The organism is Trichocoleus sp. DQ-U1 (assembly GCF_039961925.1).
In the GTDB taxonomy this organism is placed as follows: Bacteria; Cyanobacteriota; Cyanobacteriia; order Cyanobacteriales; family FACHB-T130; genus FACHB-T130.
The window spans coordinates 92,909-105,416 of sequence record NZ_JAMPKB010000009.1 but is presented as its reverse complement, the minus strand read 5'-3'; the positions used below and the strand labels follow the sequence as shown (position 1 = coordinate 105,416).

Below are 12,508 nucleotides of genomic sequence, written 5' to 3'. Positions count from 1 at the left end.
GTTTCCCTACCCATATGGGTACCCTTGAAACTCCCCGCTCAAAAAGTTGCTTCATCTGTAACCGTAAATGGGAAATTTACGCCCTTGTTAAAAACCATCAAAACACAAATGGCAGAACAGTCCGTTCCAGGACTCGCCATTGCTATTGTTCAAAATGGAGAAATAATTTTTCAGGAAGGTTTTGGTTATCGCAATATTGAAAGCAAAGATCCCGTTACTCCGGCAACACTGTTCCGCATTGGTTCAACAACTAAACCCCTAACCGTAATTGGGCTAATGCAGTTAGTAGAAGCGGGCAAACTTAATTTAGACGCTCCTGTAGTCCAATATTTACCAGAGTTTAAAGTCAATCCCAAAATCACTGTTCGGCAAATTATTTCTCATAGTTCTGGGATGGCAGATATGGCGAATCCCTATGGACGAACAGATGCAGCAGCACTCAAAGACTACGTTAGCAGTTTTAGTCCCCAGAGTGCTTTTGCACCTCCTGGAGTTGTCCTTAGTTACTCCAATCCTGCTTTTAACGCAGCTGGATTAGTGATTGAAAAAGTTAGCGGTATGCCTTACACAGATTATATGGACAAGTTTGTATTTCCCGCGCTGAAAATGTTTCATAGTACCATAAATTCAGATATGGCTATGACTTATCCCCTGGCTGTAGGCTACGAAACAAAGCAAACTGGACTAGAAACGGTGCGCCCTAACCCCAATAATGCAGCCGAATATCCGGCAGGGTTTGTTTTTTCAAATGTGCAAGAATTAGCCAATCTCGCTTTGTTTATTCTCCAGGATGGTCAACTTAATGGCAAATCAGTATTAAGTTCCAGTTCTGTCCAATTAATGAAAACTCCTGTTGTTGAGGTCGAACCGATTAAAGTTAGTTACGGTTTGGGTTTGATTATTGCTGAAGAAAGAGGAGCATCGGTAATTGGACACGATGGTGGTATCAATGGATATACTTCCTATTTAAAAACTATTCCATCTGCTAATTTAGGTATAGTAGTGCTGGCAAATCGCTCTGGGTTTAATGCCGAGCCTATTTTTGAATCTATAATAGATTCATTTTCAAAATTACCAAAGCAGCAAACCGAAACGCCTCCTAAATTAGATCCTACTGCCTTAGCTGCTTATGCTGGTGAGTATGAAGTTCGCAGTGCAGATGGCAAAATTAGAGATACATTAGTAGTCAGCGTTAAGCAGGATAAATTGATAGTCAAGGCATTGAGTCAACCCGAAGCAGAATTACGTCCTCTGAGTGCTGATCTATTTAATGTTTTTATTGGCGATCAGCTTGTCAATAATATTTCTTTTCTGCGCGATTCTACGGGTAAAATTACATTCCTAAGTGCCAGCTTGCGTGCCTATTCACGAATTAAATAGTCTAGTCAGACAAGACTTAAGGTAAATTGCTATTGAGTGATGCGCTCGATAATGGCTCAGACAGCACTTGTAGCAAAGCGAGCAACTATACTAGATCAATTTAAACCTTCGGTTAAGTGACGCTTTCGTTTAAAAAAGAAAGCAACTGTTATCTAGATTTAGGTTTCATATCTGGCGTGATTTGAATTGAGCGAGTATAAACTGTACCCGCCTCTGAATACCGAAAGTCAATCACTAAGTCGTGAATAGATTTACCAGTAGGTAAAGTAGCTATATCACCAGAAGTCGAGCGACAGTTCCTTTGCTCAAAATCATCAGCTAGGCAGATCCGAATAGCACTCGCTGGGTGATCGAACCATCTGTTAACTGGAAAAGCTTTATTCTGAATGTGCGTGGTGTGGCGAATTTTTATTTTTTTACCATCAATGATGTTGACAACTGCCCACTCTTTTTTATATTCATCAATTTCGGAGGGGTTTTTATATTCGGTGACGGTATCCCGTAAGCGCATCTTATAAACCAGTTCTCCAGCCCAAACCTTAGAGATTCCGCCTTGAGAAATGCCTACAGCAGTGAGAGTGACAATCGAGAGTAGGGTTTTTTTCATATTGCCTTATGGGTTGACTTCACTACAAATCAAACCTACTATTTACCTGGAAGCTGACGCTTCATCCAATTGACTCACCTCACTGGGTGATTTAGTCTGGTTATTCTAACGATAAACTTAGCAGGACTTAGACATTTTCTAGTCTCTTTAGGGGCTAAAAACCTTTCTGAGCAAGGAAAAGAGGTCAACGCAAAAAAAATGCTTGAAACCTTTGTGAATACTGGATTTAGGTTCATTCGAGCTAAAGCTCTTTCTCTATCTAGGTTTCAAGCCACTTTTTTATCAGTTTTTGTCTAAATCCCAATATCTAAGGACAAGCTATTAACACAATCATGGTGTTAATAGTTGGTTCATCACTTGCGTCGGCTCTAGGAAATCTGTTTCTACATCGTCATAGGTACATTTCCCGACTAGTGATCGCATTCAGGGCAGGGATTCAGGAATCCTGTTCAATAAAACCAGAACCCTCTATTGGCGTTGAGAGAGGATTTTCCTTCAAGTTGGAATACGTACATTTCTCAACCGGCGATCGCTGTGGTGTCCGATCAGGACCTACATCGTCATACACACATTTCTCGACCGGCGATCGCACTGATGTCCGATCAGGTTCTACATCGTCATAGAAGACTTTCCCGATTGGCGATCGCATATTTAGCAGCGGTTCAAGAATTCTTATCGATCGAGCCAGAATCCTCGATTAGAGTTGAGACAGGATTTTCCTTATGGTCGGGAAAGTCCCATTTCCCGCAGTGCGATCGCGCTGATGTCCGATCCGGTTCTACATCGTCATAAACTCTTTTCCCGACTCTAACCATCCCACCTGCGACTTTTCCATGAGGTCTATTGCTTCAAAGGCATAAGTCATCGCGCAGATCTCATCTTGTAAGCTTGGCTTCTACCTTGCAGCGCTGCTCTTGAAAGGAGCGCGATCGCACCCTTCGAGAGCAGTCGGATCAGTCTTGAAAAGATAAACCGCGATCGTGCTCCTGCTCAATTTTCGCAATCCTTTGACAGTGTGTGCCATGCATCCCACCGAACCAGATAGCGATCGCTGTCTCAACTTCCGACCCTCCTGGCTAGTGAAGCTAGAATTTGGAGCGCCGAATTCTAAAGGGCGATCGCACTCAAGATGTCCAACTCCTTGCTGAATCGGAACAACTGTGGACACCAGAGGGAACAAACTATTAGCTACAAATTCAAGGAACGGATTTTACTTGATGACGGTGATAACCGCGCAGGCATAAGCAAAAATCATCGATTGCGCCCGAAAACCTGATTTTCTCGTGAGGCGGATGGAGTGGGATTGATAAGCTCGGTTGAATCCGGCAATCCGAAATCTTTTAACCAACGCTAGCACTATACTTTTGGGCATCTATTCCACGAAACTCAGGTTTCGTGTAGTCTAGGTGGATTCACAAAGCGAAGCCATGAAAGTTAGCGGCAACGGGCAAGGAAAAATTCTCACAGGGGATGAATTGAGGCGTTTGTTCACTGATGGGTTTAAGTCGCCACGCGATCGCGCTTTGTTTGCCATCTGTTTGTTTACCGGGTGTCGGGTGTCGGAAGCGCTGGCGCTCCAGACCACGGACATTAAAAGTGGAACGTTGACTTTCAGGAAGTCTACCACGAAGGGAAAACTGAAAACCCGCGTCGTGGACATTCAACCTGCACTCGCGGCAATACTGGCAGAGTACCCGCTCGCTCAACCAGGGGCGCTGTTCCCGTCTGGAATCAGGGGGAAGGAACACCTGAGTCGGTTTATGGCTGATAAGATTCTGAAAGATGCCTGCAAGCGCATAGGAGTCGAGGGGGTGAGTACCCACAGCTTCCGGCGAACTGCTCTCACCCAGATGCACAATGCCGGGATACCGCTCAGGCACATTCAAGAGATATCAGGCCACAACGACCTGGGTACTTTGCAACGCTACTTGGAAGTGTCGCCAGAGCAGAAGCGTAAGGCAGTATCGATGATTGGTTGGTGAAGGTAAGAGCCATCTGCGAGCGCCTGATTATTTTTGAAAAGCCTGTTTTTCACAAGCGATCGCGACCTTTATACGTTGAGCGATCGCTGGATGTTTGATGAGGGGATTCTGAAGGCTTCTGGCGTTCAGACGCAAACCGCAGAGATCGCTCTTATAGTAAGTACCAAAGGTAAAGGCGAGGCAGGAGAGGATAGCTTGGCATTCGTGTTTTGTCGGATCGCGGCCCACAACTCCTGCCGGATAAAGTGGCGGGTTCAAGGTCAACCGATATGCAGTCTGAGGGCGATCATGGCCCCTAACACCACCAATCCGAGCGCTCGACGGAAGTAGTTGACCCCATCAAAAAACTCCTGCCATGCCCAGGTGAACAAAGCACCAGATCCCACTTGCATCAAATCCAGTCTGGAGATTGCCGATGGTTGCTGGGATTGTTCCAAACTAAGCTGTATGTCTTTTTCCCTAGCCTGGTGTTGGATTAAGTAGATAGCCTCAGGTTCGGGCAAAGCTGCCAGCCGAATAGTGCTGGTAAAAGGAGTGGGTTCTCGACTGGTGATAACCACTTTCACCGTAGCAGGCAGGTCGTATAAAAAGCCGAGCAAATCCTCCTGTTGTTGGTGAGTTTCCAGGTGTTTGCCTGTGGCATTGAAAACGGCAGCGTCTACCAATCCTAGCAGCTGTTTGAATGGAATATCCTCATTATCTGTTTGACTCATGCGGTATGTCTTACCTTTTCCCTACCTTTTTGGAATACACCCAATCCAACTTTACAATCATCTGACTTTCTCCCTAACTTTTCCTTGCTTACCAAGAGTGCTTCAAGCTATTAAAGAAGAGTTTAGGTTTAACCAAATCTAATTTTTAGGGAACGATGATAGCGCTTTTAATCTGACAACAATCCTTTTTTTGCAAACCGCTGAGGGCAAAGAAGACCCAAAGGGAGAAAAAGCGATCGCTTAACTTACCATCTTGATTCCTGGTGATTGCACTAGAGACTAGTCTTCCTCAACTCTCCATCAATTTGGCTTGCGATCACTTTTTCTCAATAACAGACTTTACTATTACGAAAATACGAATTTAACTGTATTGACTTTTAAAATGTTTTGTGGATCGTTACGATTTTATATACGAAGTTATATATATTGACCTATCGAATATTTTGTAATATTTAGTTTAGATACATAAAAAGGAGTATTTATCAATCTATCTAGTTAAAGATTGGGTAAAGTCATTGCTTATTCTTTTAAAGATTAATTTTTGAATATATTCACAAATATACGAACTTTTATATATCGACACTATTGAGCCAATTAAGCATACTGAATAGCGAGTGATAAATTGAATCTTAAATAATTAATCATTTGACAATACTTACTATTTAAATCATTTTCATTCACAAACTTAGTCTCACTTCTTGAAGGATTATATTTTATGGATTCCCAAAGCTTTTTGTTTGAATCAAAAAAGCTTTGGGAAGAGGTGTTTTTACTGTTTTTTAATATCCCTCAAAATCAGACTCTCTTGTAGATTCTATTGAAAAAACAAGAGTCAATCAAAAGCTAGAAGTCAGAAGGACAGTGTTAAAAGTGAATCGCCATGAGACTCACTTTTCAGAAAACACTCGAGCAATTATTTCGATATGTACTCTTTTAATGTAATTGAAACCGATAACTTTGTAAAAATGGCAAGAAACATAGGCATGACACTCAGCAGAGAAATTAACTATCATCAAAACTTTCATGAAGTTGGGCAAGTCCTGGATGGAATTGCCTTTATTGATTCCGGGCTAGAAGATTACCAAAGTTTAGTTGCTGGAGTTGCGCCAGGAATTGAGGTGGTTGTCCTCGACTCTAGACAGGATGGTGTGGAGCAGATTAGTCGGGCACTGGCGGAACGGCAGAGAGTTAGCAGCGTCCACATTGTCTCTCATGGTGCTTCTGGTGCAATTTATATTGGCGATCGCGAACTCAGTCTAGAAACCCTAAATCACTATGGAAACGAACTTTTAAGCTGGGCAGATTGGCTAGCTCCCAATGCTGAACTGTTAATTTACGGTTGTGAAGTTGCAAAAGGCGATCGCGGACAAGCCTTCATCCACTGCTTGAGTGAGTTAACCGGAGCCTCTGTCCACGCTTCAACGATTAGGGTTGGTAACGGAGATTTAGAAACGAATTGGAGACTGGATACAACGATACCTGTTGCTAATGGGCAGAGTCCATCACAGGTAGAACCACGGCTTGCTTTTTGTAAAGAAGTTACTGAAACATATTCCGGAATTTTTATGGCAACTTTTAAATGGAGTGGTGGCGGTACAACCAATAACTGGACTGAGGCAGCGAATTGGCTCCTCGTTAGTGGCACAGGATCAGATGCAGACGGTATTCCTGATGCAGATGATGTGGCATCTTTTGATGGAACATCGACCAAAAATGCCACTATTAATGGCAATGTCAGTATTCAAAACCTTCAGGTGGCTGCTGCTTATACAGGAAGCCTTAGCCTGGGGTCAAATACACTGGCGGTTTCAGGGGGATTGGCGATCGCTAATGCCAGCAGTTTTGACTCAGGGACAGGAACAGTACGCTTCACTGGAAATCAGACTGTAGATAGTACAGCAGCGCTGTACAACCTGGAAGTTGCGACGCCTACTGGGAGTCTAACTCTAGTGAAAGATTTGGTGGTCAACAATGACCTCACCATCACCGATGTCAATCAAATTGTCGGCAGTGGTGGCACATTCAACATCAAGGTAACTGGAGATGTCATCACCAACGATGCCAACTTTAGCAACACCAACTCGGCTATTCAACTGGTAGGCAGCACCGACCAAAGTATCAGTGGGACTGGAGTGCTGGTGAATCTCGATGTTGCCAAAACGGGGGGCAATGTTTTGCTCACCGATGACCTGCGGTTACGCGGTGGCACTCTCTCCGGTTCAGGTCTGCTCAAAAATGCTGGCGGTAAGGTGATCTTTGGAGAGCCGAATAACTTTCTTAACGACAGTTATACCAGTAATTTCACTGGGTCTATTGATGATGTTGAGTTGAAGTTTCACTCAGGTTCTAACTTCATCCTGAGCAAGGACTTGGTGGTTAACAATGACCTGACCATCACCGAGATTGGTGCAATCACAGGCAGTGGCTTCAGTATTAAAGTTGCTGGAGATGTGATTTCTAGTGATGCCAATGGGTTCGGTGGAACGGGTGCCATTACTTTAGTCGGCAGTGCGACAAACACCTTTACAGGATTGGGGAGCGGGACCCAAGGTAATCTTGCGATCGATAAGGCTACCTCAACAGACAAAGCATTGCTAGGTTCCAATGAAACTTTTTCATCAGTTGTTGTTAATGAAGGCATTTTTGATGTCAATGGTAAAACTGCTACCGCTGGCACTACCATCAATAGCGGTGGAACCCTCGGCGGATCGGGCACAGTAATTGGCAATGTCACGGTTAACAGTGGCGGTGTACTAGCTCCTGGTAGTGGCATTGGTATTCTCAACACACGCTCTGTTAACTTTACCAACGGCTCACTGTTCAACGTAGAGTTGGGCGGTACATCGGCAGGCAATGGAGCTGGATTCTACGATCAGCTAAATGTAACGGGTACAGTGACGATTGGCACGAGTGCTGTGCTGAATACATCACTGTTTGGCGGATTTACGCCAGGTGGTGGCAACACATTTATCATTGTCAACAATGATGGTGTTGATGCTATCAATGGAAAATTTAATGGCTTAGCTCAAGGAGCTACAGTCAATCTGGGTTCTGGAATAAATGCCACCATCTCTTATGCGGCAGGGGATGGTAATGATATTGGACTATCGCTCCTCAACCAGGCACCTAATCTTACAGGCAATGGAACATTAGCTGCTGTTGCGGAAGATACCACCAACCCTAACGGTCAAACGATTTCCACCCTCTTCAATGGGCTGTTTAGCGACCCGGATGCAGGCGCAAGCCTTGGCGGTGTTGCAGTAGTTGGGAATACCGCAAATACAACTACACAAGGGACGTGGCAATACTCTACAGATGGTACGAACTGGTTTGCTGTGGGCACGGTTGCGGATGGTGCAACGGCTCTGGCACTCTCTGCCAGCACAGTAGTCCGGTTTGTTCCCGTTGCCAATTACAACGGTGATCCCCCTGCTTTAACTGTTCGGGCATTGGATAACACTTATAGCAGTGGGTTTACCAGTGGAGGTACTCGCATCAATCTGAACACTGGTACGAATGGGGGAACTACGGCGATTTCTGGTAGCACCAACATCATCAACACAAGTATTACAGCAGTCAACGATGCACCAACAGGCTCACCGACCACAACTCTAGCAACTGGAACCGAAGACACTCCTTACACTATCAGCAAAGCCGACTTGCTAGCAGGCTTTAGTGATGTTGATGGCGATTCCTTGTTACTGAGCAATGTTACAGCCAATGGCACGGTTCTGACGGCAGATAGCAGTGGGAACTACACCTTTACGCCTGCTGCTAACTTTAATGGCACTGTCAACCTTTCGTACAACGTGGTGGATGGTAAGGGTGGCTCTGTGGCAGCAACTCAGTCCTTTGCGATCACTCCTGTTAACGATGCACCGACAGGCAGCGTCACCATCTCCGGCAACCCCACCCAGGGCGCAATCCTGACTGCCAATAACACCCTGTCTGATGTTGATGGTTTGGGCACAATCAGCTATCAGTGGCAGGCTGGCGGAACTAACATCGCCGGTGCCACCAGCAGCACCTTCACTCTCGGACAAAACCAGGTTGGTAAGGTCATCACTGTCACCGCCGCCTACACTGACGGACAGGGCACTGCTGAATCGGTCACTAGTGCCGCAACCAGTGCCGTTGCTAGTGCATTGGAATTGGCTACTACACCTGGCTCCGGGAACTATGTAGAAAACAATTCAGGTGTCGTCATCGATCCAACGCTGTTCCTCAATGGAACCAATACGCTCACTGGTGCGACGGTCAGCATCGGCACAAATTTCAACACCAGCCAAGATCGCCTGCTCTTCAATAACCAGCTCGGAATCAGCGGTAGCTACAACACCACCACTGGCATCTTGTCGTTGTCAGGTACAGCCTCAATCGCGGACTACCAGACAGCGCTTCGTTCGGTGCGGTACTTCAATACCAGCGATGCACCGACAACCAGCGATCGCTCCATTACTTTCTCCATTGCTCCTGCTTCATTTAATGCGGCTAATGGGCATTTCTATGAGTTTGTTTCTGCGCCAGGCATTTCATGGACAAATGCCAGAACTGCTGCCGCAGGACGAACCATTCTAGGGATACAGGGATATTTGGCGACAGTTACCTCCGTTCAAGAGAACTCTTTCATCGCAGGCAAATTACAAGGTCAGCGGGCTTGGATAGGTGCCAGCGATGCAGCGACAGAGTCCGTGTGGCGGTGGGTTACTGGTCCAGAGGGGTTAGAAAACAATGGACAAGGACGCATCTTTAGCAACGGTAGCACTCCAGCCAACGGTCAGTATTTTAACTGGGTGGCCGGTCAGCCAGATAATTTTGGGGGCACCGAGCATTACGCTCACTTCTGGATCAATAATGCCTGGAATGACATCTTTAACACTAATACTGATCAGGCAGGTTACGTTGTAGAGTACGGTGGGCTAGCTGGTGATCCAGTCTTACAACCTACGGGCAACCGGACTTTGACCGTAACTGCTGTCAATGATGCTCCTGTTCTGTCCACCAATACCCTCAGCATCACCGAAGGTGGCACAGTTACCCTGTCTGTTGCCAATCTCAGCACCACTGACCCTGACACAACTGGAGCTGGACTAACTTACACCGTCAGCAATGTCACAGGTGGTCGGTTTGAGTTGATTGCCAATCAAGATGTAGCGATTACAAGCTTTACCCACGAAGACATCAACACTGGCAAAGTACGATTTGTCCATGATGGTGGTGAAGCAGCACCTAGCTACAACGTCAATGTTAGCGATGGCATTGCTCCAGCAACCACTCCAGCAGTTGTCAGCATTGGTAGCTTTACCAAGGTGAATGATGCGCCCACGGGTACACCGACCGCAACGTTAGCGGCAGGTACCGAAGATACCCCTTACACCATTACCCAGACGGCTCTGCTACAAGGTTTCACAGATCCTGATAGTGACTCTCTCTCTGTTGCTAACCTGACTGCTACAAAAGGCACCTTAGTCAACAACAATAACGGCACCTACACCTTCACACCGAATGCCAACTTCGACGGCACGGTCAACCTTTCGTACAACGTAGTGGATGGTAAGGGTGGTTCAGTGGCAGCAACTCAATCCTTTGCGATCACTCCCGTCAACGATGCCCCTGTACTAGCAACCAACACCCTCAGCATCACTGAAGGTGGCACGGTTACCTTCAGCAGCAGCAACCTCAACAGCAGTGACTTGGATAATACTCCAGCGCAGCTAATCTACACGATTAGCAACATCAGTGGTGGCAGCTTCAGCGGTACAGGCGTCACCACTAACGGCAACGGCACTGTCAGCTTTACCCAAGCGGCGATTAATAACGGACTGGTGCAGTTCACCCATGATGGAGGTGAAAACCCACCCAGCTATGCCGTCAGTGTCAGCGATGGTGCGTTGAACACCACCCCAGCAACGGTGACCATTCCAGAGGGTAGCTTCACTCCCATCAACGATGCACCTACGGGTACACCGACAGCAACATTAGCTGCTGGAACTGAAGACACGGTTTACACAATCAGCCAAAGTGCTTTGTTACAAGGTTTCACCGATGTAGAGGGCAATACTCTCTCTGTTGCTGATCTAACTGCCAGCAACGGCACCTTGGTCAACAACAATAACGGCACCTACACCTTCACACCTGCTGCCAACTTCAATGGCACCATCAACCTTTCCTACAACGTAGTAGATGGCAATGGCGGCTCAGTGACAGCAACTCAGTCTTTTGCGATCGCTGTTGTTAACGATGCACCCGTCCTAGCAACTAATGTTCTAAGCATCACTGAAGGCGCTACAGTCATCCTGTCTTCTACTAACCTCAACACGACTGACTCTGATACTCCTGCAACTGAACTGACTTACATAGCTAGTAACGTCACAGGTGGCCAGTTCGAGTCGGTAGGCACTCCGGGAACGGCAATTACCAGCTTCACCCAGGACGACATCAACAACGGACTGGTGCAGTTCGTCCACAACGGTGGTGAAGCAGCTCCTTCCTACTCAGTTAGCATCAACGATGGTAAGTTAAGCACCCCTGCAACTCCAGTTAGCCTTGGTAGCTTTACCTCCGTTAATGACGCTCCCACTCTAGCAACTAATACTCTGAGCATCACTGAAGGCGCTACAGTCATCTTCTCTTCTGCCAACTTAAATGTAACTGACTCTGATACTCCTGCAACTGAACTGACTTACATAGCTAGTAACGTCACAGGTGGTCAGTTCGAGTCGGTTGGAATTCCAGGAACGGCAATTACCAGCTTCACCCAGGACGACATCAACAACGGACTTGTGCAGTTCGTCCACAACGGTGGTGAAAATCCACCCAGCTATGCCGTCAGCGTCAGTGATGGTGAGTTGAGCACTACCCCGGCAACTGTGACTATCCCCGCAGGCAGCTTCACTCCTGTCAATGATGCTCCTACTGTGGCCGAGCAAGGAATTGAGGATCAAATCACCTCGGTTAATCAAGCCTTCTCCTTAAATGTCAGCAACAAGTTTACCGACGTTGACCAAGGGGAGATTCTTACTTATAGTGCTACAGGATTGCCCACCGGGTTCAGCATCAATGCCAACACGGGTATATTATCAGGCACTATTTCCAGTCCTGGCATTTTTAATGTGAATGTCACAGCCGATGATGGAGATGGTGGCACAGTTAGTGATGCCTTTGAACTGATTGTTGCTAATAATAATGCCACTCCTTTTAATGACATCATCTACATGAGCCAACTCTCTGGCATCCACAAAGATAAAGTAAATGCCAAAGAAGGGCGCGATCGCGTTATTGGGACCAGTGCTAATGAGTTTCTTGGTGGTGCAGAAGACGATGATTACCTTGATGGTCAGGGTGGTAACGACAAACTTCTGGGTGGTGATGGCAACGACACGCTCATTGGCCGACTTGGCAGCGATGACCTCCAAGGCGGCGACGGTAACGACATCCTCACTGGTTGGGGAAGTGGTACAGGGAGTGCAAATCAAATGGACGAACTCAAGGGTGGCAACGGAGCCGACACCTATATTCTAGGAGAAAGTACCTCAGTCTTTTACAACCTTGGTGGCTACAATGACTACGCCAAGATTGTTGGCTTTGAAGCTGAAGATCGCATTCAGCTTAAGGGAACAGCTAGCAACTACTCTTTGGGGTCAGTTCCATCATCTGTGTCTACAGATAAGGCATCTATCGGCATTTTTACTAATTCAGGAACAGAATTGATTGCCGTCCTCAAAAACGAAGATTTAAACTCAACAAGCCTGACAACAGATGCTCGCTTTATTTTCGTTTAATCGCGTCTTGTCAGGCTAACTTCATCACTGTTTAATCTTGCTCGC

At 46.3% G+C, this 12,508-nt stretch carries 8 protein-coding genes; 4 read left to right on the top strand and 4 right to left on the bottom strand.

Features of this window, described 5'->3' with window-relative positions; all coding sequences use genetic code 11:
* Nucleotides 1–84: 84 nt before the first annotated feature.
* Entirely contained in the window at nt 85–1,380 is a 1,296-nt protein-coding gene (locus NDI34_RS06060; protein WP_190430859.1) for a serine hydrolase domain-containing protein, read from the top strand.
* A 148-nt stretch (nt 1,381–1,528) separates the two neighbouring features.
* Here NDI34_RS06060 and NDI34_RS06055 read toward each other — a convergent pair whose 3' ends face one another.
* Nucleotides 1,529–1,987 (bottom strand): hypothetical protein, encoded by a 459-nt coding sequence (locus NDI34_RS06055; RefSeq protein ID WP_190430860.1) that lies wholly within the window; start codon nt 1,985–1,987, stop codon nt 1,529–1,531.
* A gap of 537 nt (nt 1,988–2,524) precedes the next feature.
* Between NDI34_RS06055 and NDI34_RS06050 the strand changes: the two genes are divergently transcribed.
* Nucleotides 2,525–2,779: a hypothetical protein gene (locus tag NDI34_RS06050; RefSeq protein WP_348232154.1), complete on the top strand. Its 255-nt coding sequence runs from the start codon at nt 2,525–2,527 to the stop codon at nt 2,777–2,779.
* Nucleotides 2,780–3,197: 418 nt separating this feature from the next.
* Here the strand turns inward: NDI34_RS06050 and NDI34_RS06045 are convergent, their stop codons facing one another.
* Entirely contained in the window at nt 3,198–3,359 is a 162-nt protein-coding gene (locus NDI34_RS06045) for a hypothetical protein (protein WP_190430864.1), read from the bottom strand.
* 55 nt (nt 3,360–3,414) lie between these two features.
* Here NDI34_RS06045 and NDI34_RS06040 point away from each other — a divergent pair, with 55 nt between their 5' ends.
* Nucleotides 3,415–3,969: a site-specific integrase gene (locus NDI34_RS06040; protein ID WP_190428490.1), complete on the top strand. Its 555-nt coding sequence runs from the start codon at nt 3,415–3,417 to the stop codon at nt 3,967–3,969.
* 27 nt (nt 3,970–3,996) lie between these two features.
* Here NDI34_RS06040 and NDI34_RS06035 read toward each other — a convergent pair whose 3' ends face one another.
* Both NDI34_RS06035 and NDI34_RS06030 read right to left on the bottom strand, forming a co-directional pair.
* Entirely contained in the window at nt 3,997–4,233 is a 237-nt protein-coding gene (locus NDI34_RS06035; RefSeq protein WP_348232153.1) for a hypothetical protein, read from the bottom strand.
* Nucleotides 4,230–4,682 (bottom strand): hypothetical protein, encoded by a 453-nt coding sequence (locus NDI34_RS06030; protein WP_190428491.1) that lies wholly within the window; start codon nt 4,680–4,682, stop codon nt 4,230–4,232. The genes NDI34_RS06035 and NDI34_RS06030 overlap by 4 nt, the downstream gene beginning before the upstream one ends.
* 983 nt (nt 4,683–5,665) lie before the next feature.
* Here NDI34_RS06030 and NDI34_RS06025 point away from each other — a divergent pair.
* On the top strand, nt 5,666–12,463 hold the full coding sequence (locus tag NDI34_RS06025) for a cadherin-like domain-containing protein (protein WP_348232152.1): 6,798 nt from the start codon (nt 5,666–5,668) through the stop codon (nt 12,461–12,463).
* Nucleotides 12,464–12,508: the final 45 nt, after the last annotated feature.